We start from the raw sequence: 19,791 nt of genomic DNA, 5'->3' as shown, positions 1-19,791 counted from the left end.
GTTTTCCTCTTCGAGCTGGCGAATGCGCTGCTGCTCAGGCGTCAGCGGCTTGCCCACTCCCTTGCCGCCAGCCACTTCAAGGTCATACTGGACCAGCCAGCGCCGTAGGGCAGTCTCCCCAATCGCCATCGTGTGGCAAACCTCAGCGACCGATAGGCCCTGATCCCGGACCATCCGGACTACCTCCAGCTTGAAGGCGGCGTCAAACTTGCGGCGTTGCTTTGTCATGTCGTCTTTCCTCGTCGATCGTGATTTTCCACCTATCGACCTGTCTGAGGAAATTGGACCACTACAGTCTCCCCTCTCCCGCGAAGTGGGAGAGGGGCGGGGGAGAGGGCAACGCGGCTCTGCTTGCCGACCTGCCGCAATTTGAACCGCTGCGCCCTCTCCCCCAACCCCTCTCCCGCCCGGCGGGAGAGGGGAGCGGTGGGGGGAGTTTGATGCCGCGTTGGTTGTCTCCCCTCTCCCGCGAAGTGGGAGAGGGGCGGGGGAGAGGGCAACGCGGCTCTGCTTGCCGACCTGCCGCAATTTGAACCGCTGCGCCCTCTCCCCCAACCCCTCTCCCGCCCGGCGGGAGAGGGGAGCGGTCACAGGCCTTAACGAATCCGCATGCCGGGGACGGCGCCGCCATGCGGCTCCAGGATATACAGCCCCGGATTGGCTTTCTCGTCGGCGGCCGAGGCGGCCAGCACCATGCCTTCGGACATGCCGAACTTCATCTTGCGCGGCGCCAGGTTGGCCACCACCACGGTCAGCTTGCCCACCAGCTGCTCGGGCGTGTAGGCCGACTGGATGCCCGAGAACACATTGCGCGTCTTGCCTTCGCCCAGGTCCAGCGTCAGCTGCAGCAGCTTGTTCGAACCTTCCACCTTCTGGCATTCGACGATCTTCGCCACGCGCAGGTCGATCTTCGCGAATTCGTCGATCGTGATGGTTTCGCCAATCGGTTCGATCGATGCGGTGGCTGCCGTATCGGCGGCCGGGGCTGCGCCCGATGCCTGGAGCGATTCCTTGTTGGCAGCCAGCAGCGCGTCGATCTGCTTGGTGTCCACGCGCGTCATCAGGTGCTGGTAGGCCCGGATCGGACGGTCGGCTGACAGTTGGCGGTCGATGCCGCGCCAGTCGAGCGGCTCGATGTTCAGGAACGACTCCACGCCGGCGGCCATGGTCGGCACCACGGGCTTCAGGTAGACCGTCAGCAGGCGGAACGCTTCGAGGGAAACCGAGCACGCAGCGTGCAGGGCATCGCGCTTGCTTTCGTCCTTGGCCAGTTCCCACGGCTTGTTGGTGTCGACGAACGCGTTCACGGCGTCGGTCAGCTCCATCACCAGGCGCAGCGCCTTGCTGTACTCGCGGCCTTCGTAATATGCGGCGATCTGCGGCGCGGCCTGGCGCAGCTGTTCCAGCAGCGGATTGGCCAGCGCGGCTTCGTTCACCTTGCCGTCGAATCGCTTGACCAGGAAGCCGGCCGCGCGGCTGGCGATGTTCACGTACTTGCCGATCAGGTCGCTGTTCACGCGGGCGACAAAGTCGTCCAGGTTCAGGTCCAGGTCTTCCATGCTCGCGTTGAGCTTGGCGGCGAAGTAGTAACGCAGCCATTCCGGATTCATGCCGGTGTCGATGTAGCTCTGCGCGGTGATGAACGTGCCGCGGGACTTGCTCATCTTGGCGCCGTCCACGGTCAGGAAGCCGTGCGCGAACACGTTGGTCGGGGTGCGATAGCCCGAGAACTTCAGCATCGCGGGCCAGAACAGCGTGTGGAAGTACAGGATGTCCTTGCCGATGAAGTGGTACTGCTCGGCGGTCGAGTGCGGGCCCACCCACGCGTCGAAGTCGATGCCGCGCTTGGCCGCCAGGTTCTTGAAGCTGGCGTAGTAGCCGATCGGCGCATCCAGCCACACGTAGAAGTACTTGCCGGGCGCGCCCGGAATCTCGAAGCCGAAGTACGGCGCGTCGCGCGAGATGTCCCAGTCGGACAGCGTCGAGGCCTCGCCTTCGGCGCCCAGCCATTCCTGCATCTTGTTGCTGGCCTCGGGCTGGGCCAGGTCGGCCACCCATTCGCGCAGGAACGTCTCGCAGCGCGGGTCGGACAGCTTGAAGAAGAAGTGCGTGGACGACTTGCGCACCGGCGTGGCGCCTGACACGACCGAGTACGGGTTCTTCAGGTCGGTCGGCACATACGTAGTGCCGCATACCTCACACGAATCGCCGTACTGATCCTTGGCGCCGCACTTCGGGCACTCGCCCTTGATGAAGCGGTCCGGCAGGAACATGTTCTTGACCGGGTCGAAGAACTGCTCGACATCGCGCTCGGCGATCAGGTCCTGGTCCTTCAGCGACAGGTAGATCTTTTCGCAGAGTTCGCGATTTTCCTCGGCGTCGGTGCTGTAGTAGTTGTCAAACGACACCAGGAAGCTGTCGAAGTCGCGCTTGTGTTCGGTCCAGACGCGGTCGATCAGCTGCTTGGGCGTGATGCCTTCCTTTTCCGCACGCAGCATGACGGGGGTGCCGTGGGTGTCGTCGGCGCCGACGTAGTAGACCTCGTTGCCCATCATGCGCTGGAAACGCACCCAGATGTCGGTCTGGATGTACTCCACCAGGTGGCCGATATGGATCTGGCCGTTGGCATACGGCAGGGCAGAGGTAACGAGAATGCGGCGTGCGGTCATGAAAAGAGCCGTTCAGTGGGGTGTCGATGCGCGCCCGGCGGCGGCCGGACGAAGGAACCGGCTATTTTAGCAACTGCCCGGCCAGATTGCTCGGAATGGCGTCGAACGCGGCACAATTGGCGCCCAATCTCGCTGAAATGACATGGTGGAGGGCACGATCCGCAAAGAAACGGGCAAAAAAAAGCGCCGGTTAGGTACCGGCGCAGCTTTCCACAACGGAAAAGGAGGAGAAATCAGGTACCGCCCGGGAGGTCAGCCACCCATCGCGAGCCAGCAACGGTGGCAAGCGGTACCTGAACTCTATGACTGGTCACCCCGAAATTGGTTTCAAGAAAATTTCGACGCGGCGATTTTGTGCCCGTCCGGCCTCGGTGGCGTTGTCCGCCACGGGCTGGGTCTGGCCGCGGCCTTCGGCCGTCAGGCGATTGCGCGCCACGCCATGGTCACCCAGGTACGCGGCCACGCTCTGGGCGCGGCGTTGCGACAGCTGCATGTTGTAGCTCGGGTTGCCGGTGCTGTCGGTATGGCCCACGACGTTGGCGGACACGTCCTGGTGCTGGCCCAGCGTCTGCGAAACCTGGTCGAGCACCGTGCGGAACGACGGCTTGATCGTCGCGCTGTCGGTATCGAACGTAACCTGGCTCGGGATATTGACCTTCAGCGAGCCGTCCGGCTGCTCGGTGATCTGCGTGCCGGTGCCGGCCGTATCCTTGTTCAGCTTGCCGCGGATCGCGTTCCAGTTGTAACCGGCGGTGCCGCCCAGGGCGCCGCCCACGGCCGCGCCGACCAGCGTGCCCGTGGTGTTGCCGCCGATCAGGTTGCCCAGCCCAGCCCCCACGGCCGCGCCCACGCCGGTGCCGACCGCGGTATGGGTCTGCTGTTCGGTGGCACAACCTGCCAGGGCGGCAGCGGCAACGATCGAGACGGTAACGAGCTTGAGGTTCATGCTTTCTCCTTCTGGTGATACCCGTAAATGTTTGGCCAACGGCATGTCGCATGGTAACGCCTGCCGCCGAAGGGCAGTCGGGGCGCGACAAGTTTCAACATGCGTATGAAAACGCTCAGGCCGTGCCGTGCGCTGACGCACAGGCCGGAGCGCCGCAAGGCCGGCGCACTACAATAGGCAGATGGCGCCAGCCGCACAAGCCCAGGAGTGTGAGAGATGTAAATGTATGTAAATCCACACTTAACCAAGGGTTAAATCAGGCGGGGTCCCACGGTGCGTGCGGACCTGCTACCGTGACTGCTGCCGGTAGACGTTCTGTTGCGACGTCTTTTGCTACATTACGCGCCTCGCATCCCCCACTATTTCATTCCCAGAGCGGAGTCTGCCTTGAGCCTCACCACTGAACAGGTAACCGAAGTCCTGCGTACGGTCATCGATCCCAATACGGGCAAGGACCTCGTGTCCACGCGGTCGGCCCGCAACGTGCGGGTTGATGGCGGCAACGTGTCCGTGGAGGTGGAGCTGGGGTACCCGGGCAAGAGCCAGTTCGACCTGATCCGCGGCCTCGTGACCGACGCCGTGCGCAAGCTGGACGCCGCCGCCAATGTCAGCGTGGCGGTGTCGATGAAGATCGTCGCCCACGCGGTGCAGCGTGGCGTGAAGCTGTTGCCCGGCGTGCGCAATGTGATCGCCGTGGCATCCGGCAAGGGCGGGGTGGGCAAGTCCACCACGGCCGTGAACCTGGCGCTGGCCCTGGCCGCCGAGGGCGCGCGCGTGGGCATGCTCGATGCCGATATCTATGGCCCGAGCCTGCCGATGATGCTGGGCATCAGCGGTCGCCCGGAATCGACCGACGGCCAGACCATGATGCCGCTGCAGGGCCATGGGCTGCAGGCCAATTCGATCGGTTTCCTGATCGAACAGGATAACCCGATGGTCTGGCGCGGCCCGATGGTGACCTCCGCGCTGGAGCAGCTGCTGCGCCAGACCAACTGGACGGACCTCGATTACCTGATCGTCGACATGCCGCCCGGCACCGGCGACATCCAGCTGACGCTGTCGCAGAAGGTGCCGGTCACCGGCGCGGTGATCGTGACCACGCCCCAGGACATCGCCCTGCTGGACGCCCGCAAGGGGCTCAAGATGTTCGAGAAGGTCGGCATCCCGATTCTCGGCATCGTCGAGAACATGGCCGTCTACTGCTGCCCGAACTGCGGCCATACCGAACACATCTTCGGTGCCGGCGGCGCCCAGAAAATGAGCGCCGACTATGGCGTGGACGTGCTGGGCAGCCTGCCGCTGAACCTGTCGATCCGCGAGCAGGCCGATTCGGGCCACCCGACCGTGGTGGCCGACCCCGATGGCCAGATCGCCGGCATCTATCGCGAAGTGGCGCGCAAGGTGGCGATCAAGGTCGCCGACAAGGCGCGCGACATGAGCAACAAGTTCCCGAGCATCGTGGTTCAGAATACCTGAAGCGTTTTGACGGGCCGCAAAAAATGGGAGGCTGTCCGACATTGTCGTGCCGGGCGCCTGTCCTACAATCCACACGGCAAGGCGTCGACGTTCACGCGCGGGCATCGCGCACACAAGCAAGAAGAGGAGGAACGGCATGAAACGTGTACTTTTCGGGTTGACGGTCGCTGCTGCCGCGGTGCTGGCGGCCGGCTGTGCGCAGACTGACAAGAGCCCGTCGGCAGCGCCCACGGCCAGCACGGCCATGGCGGCTCCGGGCGCCACCCGGGCCGCCGCGCCGCTGGCGTCCAAAAGCGGCACCAATACCGGTGGGCGCGTCACGTTCGAGCAGCAGCCGGGCGGCGGTGTGATGGTGGTCGTGGCGGTGACCGGCCTGCCACCGGGCACCACGCACGGCTTCCATATCCACGAAAAGGGCGATTGCTCGGCGCCGGACGCCATGAGCGCGGGCGGCCACTTCAATCCGGGCGCCAAGCCGCATGGCCAGATGTCGATGCCTGAACACCATGCCGGCGACATGAACAACCTGACGGCCGACTCCGCCGGCAATGCGCGCGCGCAGTTCGTGATGAGCGACGTGACCGTGGGCGCCGGCCCGAACAGCGTGGTGGGCCGTTCGGTGATCGTCCACAAGGACCCGGACGACTATCGCACCCAGCCCACGGGCAATGCCGGTGGGCGCATCGCGTGCGGCGTGATTGCGGCAATCTGATTCGCCGCCCTGGGGCCGGGCGCCGGCAGCCCCGGTCGGCCCGTCTTCGGCCTGACGGGAGAAGGGTGTCCGGCCTGAATTGACGTCGCCGGGGATACGTCGGGTTTCCCCCGGGGTCCGCCCGGCGAATGGTTGTACAATGCGCCCCATTCCAGCGGCGCCGGGCAATGGCCGGCCAGCTGTCCGACCCTCCTGCCACGTCTATATGAGCATCAAATCCGACAAGTGGATCCGCCGCATGGCGGAACAGCACGGCATGATCGAACCGTTCGAGCCCGGCCAGGTACGGGAATCGGACGGGCGCAAGATCGTTTCCTATGGCACGTCGAGCTACGGCTACGACATCCGGTGCGCCGACGAATTCAAGATCTTCACGAACATCAACAGCACCATCGTCGATCCGAAGAACTTCGACGAGAAGTCGTTCGTGGACTTCAAGGGTGACGTCTGCATCATCCCGCCGAACTCGTTCGCGCTGGCCCGCACGATGGAGTACTTCCGGATTCCGCGCAGCGTGTTGACCATCTGCCTGGGCAAGAGCACGTACGCGCGCTGCGGCATCATCGTCAACGTAACGCCGTTCGAGCCCGAATGGGAAGGCTATGTGACGCTGGAGTTCTCGAACACGACGCCGCTGCCCGCCAAGATCTATGCCGGCGAGGGCTGCGCCCAAGTGCTGTTCTTCGAGTCGGACGAGATCTGCGAGACTTCGTATGCGGACCGCGGCGGCAAGTATCAGGGCCAGCACGGTGTCACGCTGCCGAAGACCTGACGGCCTGTCATTTTCCTGTCTCACAATGCCGGCGTGTGCATCGCGCCGGCGGCGCCACCGGGCGCGACAGCCCGGGCGCCAGACCTGACGAACGAGCCACATGTCGCTGTTGCGGGAACCTCCCGGCGGCCATGTGGCTCAAGTCTTTACAAGCACCCTCATCAAGGATTGCCCGATGAAATTCCGCTTCCCCGTCATCATCATCGATGAAGACTTCCGTTCCGAGAACATTTCCGGCTCGGGCATTCGCGCACTGGCCGAGGCCATCGAGCGCGAGGGCATGGAAGTGATGGGTCTGACCAGCTATGGCGACCTGACATCGTTCGCCCAGCAGGCCAGCCGGGCGTCCACGTTTATCGTGTCGATCGACGACGACGAGTTCGTGCGCGCCGACGACCAGCCCGAAGCCGCCGCCATCGAGAAGCTGCGCGCGTTCGTGAACGAAGTGCGCCGCCGCAACACGGACCTGCCGATCTTCCTGTACGGCGAAACGCGCACTTCGCGTCACATTCCGAACGATATCCTGCGCGAACTGCACGGCTTCATCCACATGTTCGAGGACACCCCCGAATTCGTGGCGCGCCATATCATCCGCGAGGCCAAGGTGTATCTGGACACGCTGGCCCCGCCGTTCTTCAAGGCGCTGATCGACTACGCGCAGGACAGCTCGTACTCGTGGCACTGCCCGGGCCATTCGGGCGGCGTGGCGTTCCTGAAGAGCCCGGTGGGGCAGGTCTTCCACCAGTTCTTCGGCGAGAACATGCTGCGCGCCGACGTCTGCAACGCTGTGGAAGAGCTGGGCCAGCTGCTGGACCACACCGGCCCGGTGGCGGCGTCCGAGCGCAATGCCGCGCGCATCTTCAATTCGGACCACATGTTCTTCGTGACCAACGGCACGTCGACGTCGAACAAGATGGTCTGGCACGCCAACGTGGCGCCGGGCGACATCGTGGTGGTGGACCGCAACTGCCACAAGTCCATCCTGCACGCGATCATGATGACCGGCGCGATTCCGGTGTTCCTGATGCCGACGCGCAACCACTACGGCATCATCGGCCCGATTCCGAAGAGCGAGTTCGATCCGGAGACCATCCGCAAAAAGATCGAGAACCATCCGTTCGCCAGCAAGGCCAAGAACCAGAAGCCGCGCATCCTGACGATCACGCAGGGCACGTACGACGGCGTGCTGTATAACGCCGAGCAAATTAAGGAAATGCTGACGTCCGAGATCGACACGCTGCATTTCGACGAAGCCTGGCTGCCGCACGCCGCGTTCCACGATTTCTACCGCAACATGCACGCGATCGGCCGTGACCGGCCGCGCAGCAAGGACGCGCTGGTGTTCGCCACGCAGTCCACGCACAAGCTGCTGGCCGGCCTGTCGCAGGCATCGCAAATCCTGGTGCAGGATTCCGAGACCCGCAAGCTGGACCGCTATCGTTTCAACGAGGCGTACCTGATGCACACCTCGACGAGCCCGCAGTATTCGATCATTGCGTCGTGCGACGTGGCGGCGGCCATGATGGAAGCGCCGGGCGGCACTGCGCTGGTCGAGGAAAGCATTGCCGAGGCGCTGGACTTCCGCCGCGCCGTGCGCAAGGTCGAGGCCGACTACGACGTCGTGGACAACGGCGACTGGTGGTTCAAGGTCTGGGGCCCGGACACGCTGGCCGAGGAAGGCGTGCCCGACCGCGACGAATGGATGCTCAAGGCCAACGAGCGGTGGCACGGCTTCGGCGACCTGGCCGATGGCTTCAACCTGCTGGACCCGATCAAGGCCACCATCATCACCCCGGGCCTGGACGTGGACGGCGAGTTCAGCGAACGCGGCATCCCGGCGGCCATCGTTACCAAGTACCTGGCCGAGCACGGCATCATCATCGAGAAGACGGGTCTGTACTCGTTCTTCATCATGTTCACGATCGGCATCACCAAGGGCCGCTGGAACTCGCTGGTGACCGAGCTGCAGCAGTTCAAGGACGACTACGACCAGAACCAGCCGCTGTGGCGCGTGCTGCCCGAATTCGTCGGCAAGTACCCGCAGTACGAGCGGATGGGCCTGCGCGATCTGTGCGACGCCATCCATAGCGTCTACAAGGCCAACGACGTGGCCCGCGTGACCACCGAGATGTACCTGTCGGACATGGAACCGGCAATGAAGCCGTCGGACGCCTGGGCGATGATGGCGCACCGCGAGATCGAGCGCGTGCCCGTGGACGACCTGGAAGGCCGCGTGACGGCCATCCTGCTGACACCGTACCCGCCGGGCATTCCGCTGCTGATCCCGGGCGAACGCTTCAACCGCACCATCGTGCAGTACCTGAAGTTCGCACGCGAGTTCAACAAGCTGTTCCCGGGCTTCGAGACCGACATCCACGGCCTGGTGGAAGACGAGATCGACGGCCAGACGGCGTATTTCGTGGACTGCGTGAAGCAGTAAGCGGATTCCGCTCAATAAGAAAACCCCCGTGCCGCGAGGCCGGGGGTTTTTTTGTTTGGGCGTGGTCAGTAGGGAAGGGCTTTGCCCTCTCCCCTACCCTTCTCCCGCGTGCGGGAGAAGGGAGAACAACGGGGGATTTTCAGAGACTGCCGGTTCGCTCCCTCTCCCGCGCGCGGAAGAGGGGAGAACACAGATGGAATTCCAAAGACTGCCGGTCTGCTCCCCTCTCCCGCACGGCGGGAGAGGGGCCGGGGGAGAGGGCAAGCGGATCGCTCGCCAACCACGCTTCAAACCAACTACTTGCCCTTCTCGAACTGGAATTGCGGTGCGGCGGGTTCGCTTTCGGTACTACTGCCCGGCAGCTCCAGCGTGCCCGGTGTCGATGCCGGCCCGCCTGGTTTGCTCTCGCTGTCCTGCCCCCCAAGCGGAATACTGACTTCGGCGGAATTACTATGTTTGAGCGATCCCTTGTCCAGCAGTCCAGTCACCATGCCCGGCCAGAACATCACCAGCAGCACCATCACCAGTTGCAGGCCCACCCAGGGCAGCGCGCCCCAGTAGATGTCCGAGCTTTTGACTTCCTTCGGCGCGATGCCGCGCAGGTAGAACAGCGCGAAACCGAACGGCGGGTGCATGAACGACGTCTGCATGTTCACGCACAGCATCACGCCGAACCAGACCAGCGCGGCGGTGGCGGCGGCCTCGGGGTTGCCGCCCATCGAATCGGCCACCACCGGCGCCAGGACCTTGACCGCCACCGGGGCCAGCATCGGCACCACGATGAACGCGATCTCGAAGAAGTCCAGGAAGAACGCCAGGAAGAAGATGAACAGGTTGACCACGATCAGGAAGCCGATCCAGCCGCCTGGCAGCGAGGTGAACAGGTGTTCGACCCACGCCCCGCCGTCCACGCCCTGGAACACCACCGAGAAGCAGGTGGAACCGATCAGGATGAACACCACCATCGCCGTGATCCGGGCGGTGGACTGGTAGGCCTCGACGATCAGCAGGCGCAGGTCGGTCAGCTGCCCGGCGCGGACCAGCAGCCAGAGCACCACCAGGTAAGCCACGGCCAGCGGAATCCGGAAGACATGCGAGCCGAACGCGAACACGCCAACGGCCGCCGCCGCCAGCGTGGCGCCGATGCCGATACGGTAGATGTTGCGGTCGATCCGGTTGAAGCCCTTGTCCCGGATCACAGCCAGCACCAGCGCGCCGACGGCGCCCATCGCGCCCGATTCGGTCGGCGTGGCAATGCCCAGCATGATCGTGCCCAGTACCAGGAAGATCAGCACCGCGCAGGGGATGATGCCGCGCAGGCACTTGCCCCACAGCGCCCAGCCGCGCAGCGTGCGGGCTTCGGGCGGCACCGGCGGCAGCCAGTCGGGCTTGATGCGGGTCAAAACGAAGGTATAGAGCGCGAACAGCGCAATCTGCACGACCGAGGGCCCCCAGGCGCCCAGGTACATGCTGCCCACGTCGGCGCTGCCCAGCGGCGTCTTGAGCTGGTCGGCCAGTACCACCAGCACCAGCGATGGCGGCACCAGCTGCGTGATGGTGCCCGATGCGGCCAGCACGCCCGTGGCGTATTTCATGTTGTAGCGGTAGCGCATCATCACGGGCAGCGAGATCATCGCCATGGCGATCACCTGCGCGGCCACCGTGCCGGTGATCGCGCCGAGGATGAAGCCGACGATGATCACCGAGTAGCCCAGACCGCCCCGCACCGGGCCGAACAGCTGGCCCATCGAGTCGAGCATGTCCTCCGCGAGCCCGCATTTCTCAAGGATCGCGCCCATGAAGGTGAAGAACGGAATCGCCAGCAGCAGTTCGTTGGCCAGCACGCTGCCGAACACCCGGCTGGGCACGGCCTGCAGGAACTGCAACGGAAAGTAGCCCCATTCGATGGCCAGGAAGCCGAAGGCCAGGCCCACCGCCGAGAGCGAGAATGCGACCGGGAACCCGATCAGCATGAATACCACCAGGCCGCCGAACATCAGCGGCGGCATATATTCCAATGGAATCATTATTGCACCGGCCTTTCGTATTTCGATTCGATGCGCACCAGGCCCTTCAGGGCGGCGAAGCGCTTGATCAGTTCGGAAATCCCCTGCAGCGTGAGCAGGGCAAAGCCGATGGGCACCACGAGCTTGATCGGATAACGGGGCAGGCCGCCCGAGTTGCCCGACTGCTCGAGAATGCGCCACGAAGGCAGGAACAGCGATTCCCACGACAACCACGTGAACAGGATGGTCGACGGCAGCAGGAACACGATGATGCCGAAGATGTCGATCCAGTGCTGCGCGCGTTCCGACACGTTGCCGTAGATCAGGTCCACCCGCACGTGCTCATTGCGCTGGAACGTGTACGACGCGCCGAACATCACGGCAATGGCAAACATGTACCACTGCAGCTCCAGCGGCCAGTTGTCGCTAAGGTTGAAGCCGTAACGAAGCAGGGCGTTCCCTGCGCTGATCAGGCACGACAGCAGGATCATGATGTTTGCAAGCCTGCCCGTGTGCTGATTCAACCTGTCGATCTGCCGTGACAGACCAAGCAAGTAGTTCATGGGTTGTCTCCCCCGGTTTTATGCGCCGATTAGTGTATCTGTAACAATTTATGTGGGCGCTAGGGGATTGTCCTAGAAGGTTTGGCAAACACGATGGCTGCTCCCCTCTCCCACTGGTGGGAGAGGGGCCGGGGGAGAGGGTTTTAGCGGGTCAAACTGCGACAGGGCAGCAAGCGGAGCCGCTGGCCCTCTCCCCCGCCCCTCTCCCGCACGCGGGAGAGGGGAGAGAACCCATGCCCAAACAAAAAGCCGCTGGCCCTACGGCACAGCGGCTTTTTTGCCACGAAGACTTACGCGAAACTTACAGCGTCTTGCGTGCGGCGGCGATGGCGGCGCGGACCTGGTCCGGCGCGGTGCCGCCAATATGGTTGCGCGATGCGACCGAGCCTTCCAGCGTCAGCACGGCGTGCACGTCGTCGCCGATCAGCGAAGCCTTGTCGCCCAGGCCGGACGCCTGGCGCAGTTCCTCGACCGTCAGGTCGGCCAGGTCGCAGCGGCGGTCGTCGCAGGCGCGCACGGCGTGGGCCACGGCCTCGTGGGCGTCGCGGAACGGCAGGCCGCGCTTGACCAGGTAGTCGGCCAGGTCGGTGGCGGTGGCGTAGCCCTGCAGCGCGGCGGCGCGCATGTTGTCGGGCTTGACACTGATGCCCGGCACCATGTCGGCGAAGATGCGCAGCGTGTCCACCACGGTGTCCACCGTGTCGAACAGCGGTTCCTTGTCTTCCTGGTTGTCCTTGTTGTACGCCAGCGGCTGGCCCTTCATCAGCACCAGCAGGCCGTTCAGGTGGCCGTAGACGCGGCCGGTCTTGCCGCGCGCCAGCTCGGGCACGTCGGGGTTCTTCTTCTGCGGCATGATCGAGCTGCCTGTGCAGAAGCGGTCGGCGATGTCGATGAAACCGACGCGCGGGCTCATCCAGATCACCAGTTCCTCGCTGAAACGCGAGATATGGGTCATCACCAGCGACGCGGCGGCCAGGAATTCGATGGCGAAATCACGATCCGATACGGCGTCCAAGGAATTGCGGCACACGCCGTCGAAGCCCAGCTGCTGGGCCACGAATTCGCGGTCGATCGGGTAGCTCGTGCCGGCCAGCGCGGCGGCGCCCAGCGGCAGGCGGTTGACGCGGCGGCGGCAGTCGGCCATGCGCTCGGCGTCGCGCGTGAACATTTCCACGTAGGCCATCAGGTGGTGGCCGAACGTCACTGGCTGCGCCACCTGCAGGTGGGTGAAGCCGGGCAGGATGGTGTCGGCGTTCTTTTCGGCCAGGTCCAGCAGCGCACCGCGCAGGTCGCCCAGCAGGCCGATGATGTTGTCGATCTCGCTGCGCAGCCACAGGCGGATATCGGTGGCCACCTGGTCGTTCCGCGAACGGCCCGTGTGCAGGCGCTTGCCGGCATCGCCGACCAGCGCGGTCAGGCGCGCTTCGATATTGAGGTGGACGTCTTCCAGGTCGAGCTTCCACTCGAACGCACCGGATTCGATCTCGCCCCGGATCTGCGCCATGCCGCACTCGATCTCGGCGCGGTCGGCGTCGGCGATGATGCCCTGCCTTGCCAGCATGGCCGCATGTGCCAGCGAGCCCTGGATATCGAACAGCGCCAGGCGCTTGTCGAAGAAGACCGACGCGGTGTAACGCTTCACCAGGTCGGACATCGGTTCGGAGAAGCGGGCGGACCAGGCTTCGCCTTTCTTGGCAAGTTGGGAGGTCATGTCAGGGGCAGGGCGGAAAATCGGAAACGGCGATTATATCGCCTGGGAGGGGTACAAATGCTGGCGGTTGGCTCCCCTCTCCCGCTGCGCGGGAGAGGGGTTGGGGGGAGAGGGCCAGCCGCTCAGGATGCGACGGCCGCAATTTGAACCGCCGCGCCCTCTCCCCTGACCCCTCTCCCGCGAGCGGGAGAGGCGATAAAACCGGCGGCTACGGCACACATCAGCGGCGATTTAGCCGCTATTCCGCAACCCGGCCGCCACGCCGTTGATCGTCAAGTGGATTCCGCGCCGCACGCGCACGTCGTCGGCGTCCTTGCCGGCCCGGTAACGCTTGAGCAGCTCCACCTGCAGGTGGTTCAGCGGGTCCAGGTAGGCAAAGCGGTTCTTGATCGAGCGGGCCAGCAGCGGATTCTCGGCCAGGCGCTCCGCGCGGCCCGTGATCAGCGACAGCATGTCGCAGGTCAGGTGCCACTCGGCACTGATACGCGAGAACACGGTCTTGCGCAGCGCCGGGTCGTCGCACAGCGCCGCATAGCGCGAGGCCACGGCCAGGTCGGTCTTGGCCAGCACCATGTCCATGTTCGACAGCAGCGTGCGGAAGAACGGCCAGGTCTTGACCATGCGCTTGAGCGTGGCCACGCAGGCCTTGCGCGACTTTTCGTCGGGCGCGGCGTCCAGCATGGCCTTGACCGCGCTGCCGAAGCCGTACCAGCCCGGCAGCAGCAGCCGGCACTGACCCCACGAGAAGCCCCACGGAATGGCCCGCAGATCCTCGATCCTGCGGTGCTTCTTGTCCATCAGCTTGCGCGAGGCCGGCCGCGAACCCAGGTTCAGGTCGGCGATTTCGGTGATCGGCGTGGTGGCGAAGAAGTAGTCCTTGAAGCCCGGGGTCTCGTAGACCAGGTGCCGGTACGCGCGGAATGCGTGGTCCGACAACTGCTGCATGATGCCCTCGAACGTGGCCAGCCCGGCCGGTGCGTTCTGCGTGGGCAGCAGCGACGCCTCCAGCGTGGCGGCGATCACCGTTTCCAGGTTGCGCCGGCCGATTTCCGGGTTTGCGAACTTGCTATTGATGATTTCGCCCTGCTCGGTCAGGCGGATCTGGCCGTTCACCGTGCCCGGCGGCTGCGACAGGATGGCCTCGTAGGTCGGGCCGCCGCCCCGGCCCACGGTACCGCCGCGGCCGTGGAACAGGCGCAGCGTCACGCGGCGCTCTTCGAACAGCTTCACCAGCGCCAGTTCGGCCTTGTACAGCTCCCAGTTCGACGTCAGGAAGCCGCCGTCCTTGTTGGAGTCCGAATAGCCAAGCATCACTTCCTGCTCGACGCCATGGTGCCGGATCACCGAATCGAAGCCCGGCAGGTCCAGCAGCGACTGCATGATGCCGGCCGCGTTGCGCAAATCCTCGATGGTCTCGAACAGCGGAATAACCATCAGCTCCATGCGGGCCGGATCGGTCTTGCTGCCCAGCGTGCCGCGCAGCATGCCGGTTTCCTTTTGCAGCAGCATGACTTCCACCAGATCGGACAGCGTCTCGGTGTGCGAAATGATGTAGTTGCGGGCCACGCGCTTGCCGTAGCGGGCGCGCAGGTCGCGCGCCATGGCGAAAATGGCCAGTTCCTTGCGGGTCTGCTCGGAATAGTCGTGCCAGGGCAGCATCAGCAGGCGGGGCTGGCGCAGTTCGGCCAGCAGCAGTGCCTGCTTGCGCTCCTCGGTCAGCCCCGCGTAGTTGGCCTCGATGCCGGCGGCCTTGAACAGCTCGGCCACCACGGCCTCATGCACGTCGGACACCTGGCGCATGTCCACCGACGCCAGGTGGAAGCCGAAAATGGCGATGGCGCGCGCCAGCGCGTCGATGCGGCCACGGGCCAGCGCCTGGCCGTGGTGCTGGCGCAGCGAATCGAGCACAATCTGGATGTCGGCCGCAAAGGCCTCGGCATTCTCGTACGGCGCCACGTCGGCCACCGGGTGGCGCTGGGCCACATGGCCGGTCAGGCGTTCCGTCGTGGCGGCCAGGCGGGCGTAGATGCCGATCAGCGCGCGGCGGTAGGGCTCGTCGGCACGGTGCTCGGAATGGTCGGGCGAAGCCTCGGCCAGCGCCAGCAGTTCGGGGCTGGCGTCGACCATCAGCGTCGACAGCGGCAGCTCGGCGCCCAGCGCGTGCACTTCGTCCAGATACCAGAGCATGATCAGCGTGGACTGCTGCTGCGCGGCGTGCTCCAGCGTTTCGGCCGTCACGTTCGGATTGCCGTCGCGGTCGCCGCCGATCCACGAACCCATCTGCAGGAACGGCGCCAGCGGCGCGGGGGCGGCGCCGGCCTTGCCGCGGCGCGGAAAGACCTCGGCGATGTCCTCTTCCATTTCCGCCATCAGGCGCGGAATGCCCTGCAGGAACGTGGTGCGGTAATAGGAGAGGGCGTTTTCGATCTCGTCCACCACCATCAGCCGCGTGTTGCGCAGCATGCGGGTCTGCCACAGCGTGGTGACGCGGGCGCGCAGCTGCGCCGTGTTGTGGTCGCGTTCGCGCGCCGTCATCGGCAGGTCGCGCTCGGCCAGCAGGCGGGCGATCTCGCGCTCGGCGTCCAGGATCGACTTGCGCTGCACCTCGGTCGGGTGCGCCGTCAGCACGGGCATGATCAGCGCGCCGTCCAGGAAGTCGCGCACCTGCTTGCCGGTGACGCCGGCGGCGTCGATGGCCTGCAGCGCACGGGCCAGGCTGCCCGGCTGCGGCGGCGATCCGGCCAGCGCATGCACGCGGCGGCGGCGGTTGTGGTGCTGGTCCTCGGCGATATTGGCCAGGTGCGAGAAATAGCTGAAGGCGCGCACCACGGAATTGGTCTGGTCGCGCGACAGCCGCTTCAGCAGCCGGTCCAGCTCGGCGCCGGCGGCGCGGTCGTTCTCGCGGCGGAAGCGCACGGCGGTCTGGCGGATGGTCTCGACCAGGTCGAAGGCGGCATCGCCTTCCTGCTCGCGCACGCATTCGCCGAGCAGGCGGCCCAGGAAGCGGATGTCCTCGCGCAGGGGCAGGTCCTTGTCGGCGGTGCGGCGGGCCGGGGCGACAGTGTTGCCTTCGGGTGTGACCACGGACAGGGTTGGCTTGCCCGATACCCTGGCGTTGCGGGTGGGGGACTTCCTGGGGGTGCCTTTCGCGTCATGCTGGCCTGAGGCTGGCGTAACTGACTTGCGGCCGGTGGAACGGGTACGGCCGGTGGGGCGCGCAGCAGGCTGCGTCATTGACTTATCTCCTCGTCTCACTGCATGGCTTATATGTATCGAACCCCATACACGTGGCGGGGGATTCGACCGGCATCAATCGTGTGCCGGATAGTCACTTCTGGTCTGGCAAACTGGCGGTTTTGCGAGGGGGTGCGTGCTAACATGCGCGCATGCAAGCACCCGCCCAACCGTCGTCTTCGTCCGCTGCAGCGTCACGCAGCATGCCACACAAGCTCGTCATCGCGTCGCGCGAAAGCCGGCTGGCGATGTGGCAGGCTGAACATGTGCGTGCTGCGTTGCAACAATACTATCCCCAGTGCGATGTGTCCATTCTCGGCATGACGACAAGGGGTGATCAAATTCTCGACAAGACCTTGTCCAAGGTAGGTGGCAAGGGCCTGTTCGTGAAGGAGCTTGAAGTGGCCATGGCCGAGGGTCGCGCAGACCTGGCCGTGCATTCGCTCAAGGATGTGCCGATGGAGCTGCCCGAAGGGTTTGCGCTGACGGCCGTCATGGAACGCGAAGACCCGCGCGACGCACTGGTTTCCGCCCAGTTCGCCTCGCTTGACGACATGCCGGCGGGCACCGTGGTGGGCACGTCGAGCCTGCGCCGCGAAGCCGCCCTGCGCAGCCGCTACCCGCATCTGGTCATCAAGCCGCTGCGCGGCAATCTGGATACGCGCCTGGGCAAGCTCGACCGTGGCGAATATGGCGCGATCATCCTGGCCGCAGCCGGCCTGAAGCGCCTGGGCCTGGGCGACCGCATCCGCGCGCTGATCGAGCCGGACAGCTCCCTGCCGGCCGCAGGGCAGGGTGCGCTGGGGATCGAGATCCGCTCGGACCGCCCCGAACTGGCCCAATGGCTGGCGCCGCTCAACCACGTGCCGACGCTGCTCGCGGTGTCGGCCGAGCGTGCCGTATCGCGCCGCCTGGGCGGGTCGTGCCAGGTACCGCTGGCCGCCCACGCGCGCTGGCACGGCGCCACGCTGCAGCTCGACGCCTTTGTCGCGCTGCCCGACGGCACCCGCAACGTGCGCGCCCATGCCACGGCGCCCGTGGATTCGGTGCAGACCGCCGAGCAACTGGGCGCCGCCGTGGCGGGCGACCTGCTGGGCCAGGGCGCCGACGCCGTACTGGCTGCACTGTCGACCGCCGGACCGGCCTGAGGAACGCCCGATGCCTCGCCCGACCGTCGTAGTCACGCGACCCGCCGGGCAGTCCCGGCAACTGACCGAGGCCTTGCATGCCGCAGGTCTCGATGTGCTCGGATTCCCGCTGCTGGCCATCGGCCCGGCCGCCGACGACACCCCGCTGCGCACCGCGCTGGCGCACCTGGCCGACTATGCGCTGGTGGTGTTCGTCAGCCCCAACGCGGTGTCGTTCGCGCTGGATGCACTGGCACAGGTGCAGAACACCGCAGGCCCGGCGCAATGGCCATCGGACGTTCCCGTGGCCGTGGTCGGCCCGTCCAGTGTGGCGGCGCTGGCCGAGCGCGGCATCGCTGCGCCGACCCATCGCGTGATTGCCCCGGCTGGCGCGCAGGGCGAGGCCGATGCCGCCGACGCGCCCCGTTTCGACTCCGAGGCCCTCTGGGCCGAACTCGACACCACGCCGGGCGCGTTCGCGGGCCGCAGCGTGCTGATCATCCGCGGCAACGGCGGCCGCGACTGGCTGGGCGACCGCCTGCGCGAAGCTGGCGCTACGGTGGATGCCGTGGAAGCCTACAGCCGCACGCTGCCCGAGCCGACCGGCATGCAGTGGCAGGCCGTGCGCGACAGCCTCAAGCCCGACGCGCCGCCGTATGCCTGGCTGCTGACCAGTTCCGAAGCCGTCCGCAACCTCGATGCGCTGGCGCGCCTGCACCTGTCGCCGCAGCAACACGAACGTCTGAAGCAGGTGCAGTGCATTGCGCCGCATGCGAGAATTGCGGCGCAGGCCCAGGCGCTGGGTTTTTCGCACGTGATGCCCGCCGCGCCCGGCGATGCCGGCCTGCTGGCCGCATGTACGCAGTGGGGCAATGCCCACGCCGGCCCGGCGGCGCCCGAGCCAGTGGTGCCGGCGCCCGTCCCGGTGGTGCCGCCAGTGCCAGTCGCACCGGCGCCTGCGCCCGCACCGGCAGCCACAGAATCAACAGGGTCCACAGGGCCCACGACAACGAAGGTCGAACGCGTGACGCCAGAGACTACGTCCCCCTCGTCTAGCCAGGCCGCACCATCCGGTGGTGGCACGTCTTTTACTACGCATGCGCCCGCGGGGCACGCCAGTGCCCGCCGCGGCATGGCGGCCTGGTGGGTGGTCGCCGTGGTCCTGGTCCTGGCCATCGCCGGCGGCTTCTTCTGGCTGCAGATGCGCGTGGAACACCTGACCCAGGAACTCGCGCGGCGGCAGCAGAGCAACGATGCGCTGGTGCAGGAAACACGCGTGCTGTCGAAGAATGCCCAGGACACGGTCAAGGAGTTGCAGGCCAAGGTCGGCGCGCTCGATGGCCAGGTGGTGGAAGCCCGCGACAAGCAGGCTGCGCTGGAACAGGTCTACCAGGACCTGATGCGCAACCGCGATGACTGGGAAATCGCCGAAATCCAGCAACTGCTGACCAATGCCGGCCAGCAGCTCCAGCTGACGGGCAACATCCAGGTGGCACTGTCGGCGCTGCAGAGCGCGGACGCGCGCCTGGCACGCGCCGACAAGCCGCAGTACAACCAGCTGCGCCGCGCCATCGCCCGCGATATCGCCCGCATGAAGGCCGTGCCCGATACCGACCTGACGGGCGCGGCCATCAAGCTGGACGAATCGATCAACCAGATCGACGCGCTGCCGCTGCTGTCCGGCGAACGCATGCTCGACCGCGTGCCGGGCGAGACCGACAAGCCGGCCCGGACCGATGCCAGGGGCGCCGCTTCGGCCCCTGCCGCCACGGGCAATTTCCTGTCCCGCACGTGGGATTACGTGCTGTCCGAACTGGGCCAGGTGATCCGCGTGCGCAAGGTGGACGACACCAACGCGCTGCTGCTGTCCGGCGACCAGGGCTGGTTCCTGCGCGAGAACGTGAAGCTGCGACTGCTCAACGCGCGGCTGGCGCTGCTGTCGCGCAACGAGCCGGTCTTCCGCAATGACCTGGCCGCCGCACAGGCCATGATCGGCCGCTATTTCGATACCCGCTCGCGCCGCGTGCAGGGCGTGCTGACGCTGCTCAAGCAGTCGCAGGCCAGCGCGGTGAGCGTGTCGCTGCCGACCATGGCCGAAAGCCTTGGCGCGCTGCGCGCCCTGAAGAAGGAGTAGC

13 protein-coding genes are annotated in these 19,791 nt (G+C 65.8%); 6 read left to right on the top strand and 7 right to left on the bottom strand.

Annotation, left to right across the window (positions count from 1 at the left end; genetic code table 11):
- The 3 genes from D9X30_RS08615 to D9X30_RS08605 all read right to left on the bottom strand — a co-directional run.
- Positions 1–228 (bottom strand): transposase (locus tag D9X30_RS08615; protein ID WP_153947640.1); only part of this gene is annotated, 228 nt, incomplete at its 3' end.
- A 368-nt stretch (positions 229–596) separates the two neighbouring features.
- Entirely contained in the window at positions 597–2,669 is a 2,073-nt protein-coding gene (metG, locus tag D9X30_RS08610) for a methionine--tRNA ligase (RefSeq protein WP_153950272.1), read from the bottom strand.
- 310 nt (positions 2,670–2,979) lie between these two features.
- Positions 2,980–3,615, bottom strand: coding sequence for a YiaD family glycine zipper/OmpA-like lipoprotein (locus D9X30_RS08605; protein ID WP_153950271.1), 636 nt, complete (start codon positions 3,613–3,615; stop codon positions 2,980–2,982).
- A 387-nt stretch (positions 3,616–4,002) separates the two neighbouring features.
- On the opposite strand from D9X30_RS08605, the gene apbC reads away from it, so the two are divergent.
- The 4 genes from apbC to D9X30_RS08585 all read left to right on the top strand — a co-directional run bounded on the left by apbC (position 4,003) and on the right by D9X30_RS08585 (position 9,015).
- Positions 4,003–5,091 carry an iron-sulfur cluster carrier protein ApbC gene (gene apbC, locus D9X30_RS08600; protein ID WP_153950270.1) on the top strand — a complete coding sequence of 363 codons (1,089 nt, stop codon included), beginning with the start codon at positions 4,003–4,005 and terminating at the stop codon, positions 5,089–5,091.
- A 136-nt stretch (positions 5,092–5,227) separates the two neighbouring features.
- Positions 5,228–5,803 (top strand): superoxide dismutase family protein, encoded by a 576-nt coding sequence (locus D9X30_RS08595; RefSeq protein ID WP_153950269.1) that lies wholly within the window; start codon positions 5,228–5,230, stop codon positions 5,801–5,803.
- A 205-nt stretch (positions 5,804–6,008) separates the two neighbouring features.
- Entirely contained in the window at positions 6,009–6,575 is a 567-nt protein-coding gene (gene dcd, locus D9X30_RS08590; protein WP_061952683.1) for a dCTP deaminase, read from the top strand.
- 175 nt (positions 6,576–6,750) lie between these two features.
- A complete protein-coding gene (locus D9X30_RS08585; RefSeq protein WP_153950268.1) occupies positions 6,751–9,015 on the top strand; it encodes an arginine/lysine/ornithine decarboxylase in 2,265 nt (754 codons plus the stop codon).
- A gap of 296 nt (positions 9,016–9,311) precedes the next feature.
- On the opposite strand, the gene D9X30_RS08580 is transcribed toward D9X30_RS08585, so the two are convergent.
- The 4 genes from D9X30_RS08580 to ppc form a co-directional block, all read right to left on the bottom strand.
- Positions 9,312–11,042, bottom strand: a complete 1,731-nt coding sequence (locus tag D9X30_RS08580) for a TRAP transporter large permease (protein ID WP_153950267.1) — start codon at positions 11,040–11,042, stop codon at positions 9,312–9,314.
- Complete coding sequence (locus D9X30_RS08575; protein ID WP_092601597.1) at positions 11,042–11,584, bottom strand: TRAP transporter small permease subunit; 543 nt, start codon at positions 11,582–11,584, stop codon at positions 11,042–11,044. Before D9X30_RS08575 ends, D9X30_RS08580 begins: the two co-directional genes overlap by 1 nt.
- A gap of 301 nt (positions 11,585–11,885) precedes the next feature.
- Positions 11,886–13,295, bottom strand: a complete 1,410-nt coding sequence (argH, locus tag D9X30_RS08570; protein ID WP_153950266.1) for an argininosuccinate lyase — start codon at positions 13,293–13,295, stop codon at positions 11,886–11,888.
- 231 nt (positions 13,296–13,526) lie between these two features.
- The gene (ppc, locus tag D9X30_RS08565) at positions 13,527–16,529 is read right to left on the bottom strand and encodes a phosphoenolpyruvate carboxylase (RefSeq protein WP_153950265.1); all 3,003 of its coding nucleotides are present in this window, start codon (positions 16,527–16,529) and stop codon (positions 13,527–13,529) included.
- 152 nt (positions 16,530–16,681) lie between these two features.
- Here ppc and hemC point away from each other — a divergent pair, with 152 nt between their 5' ends.
- Together hemC and hemDX are read left to right on the top strand one after the other, a co-directional pair.
- Complete coding sequence (gene hemC / locus D9X30_RS08560) at positions 16,682–17,677, top strand: hydroxymethylbilane synthase (RefSeq protein ID WP_153950264.1); 996 nt, start codon at positions 16,682–16,684, stop codon at positions 17,675–17,677.
- 10 nt (positions 17,678–17,687) lie between these two features.
- On the top strand, positions 17,688–19,790 hold the full coding sequence (gene hemDX / locus D9X30_RS08555; protein ID WP_153950263.1) for a fused uroporphyrinogen-III synthase HemD/membrane protein HemX: 2,103 nt from the start codon (positions 17,688–17,690) through the stop codon (positions 19,788–19,790).
- Position 19,791 lies beyond the last annotated feature (1 nt).

Source organism: Cupriavidus sp. U2 (assembly GCF_009663685.2).
In the GTDB taxonomy this organism is placed as follows: Bacteria; Pseudomonadota; Gammaproteobacteria; order Burkholderiales; family Burkholderiaceae; genus Cupriavidus; species Cupriavidus necator_C.
The sequence above is the reverse complement of the archived record's forward strand: the minus strand, read 5'-3'. Positions and strand labels throughout refer to the sequence as shown.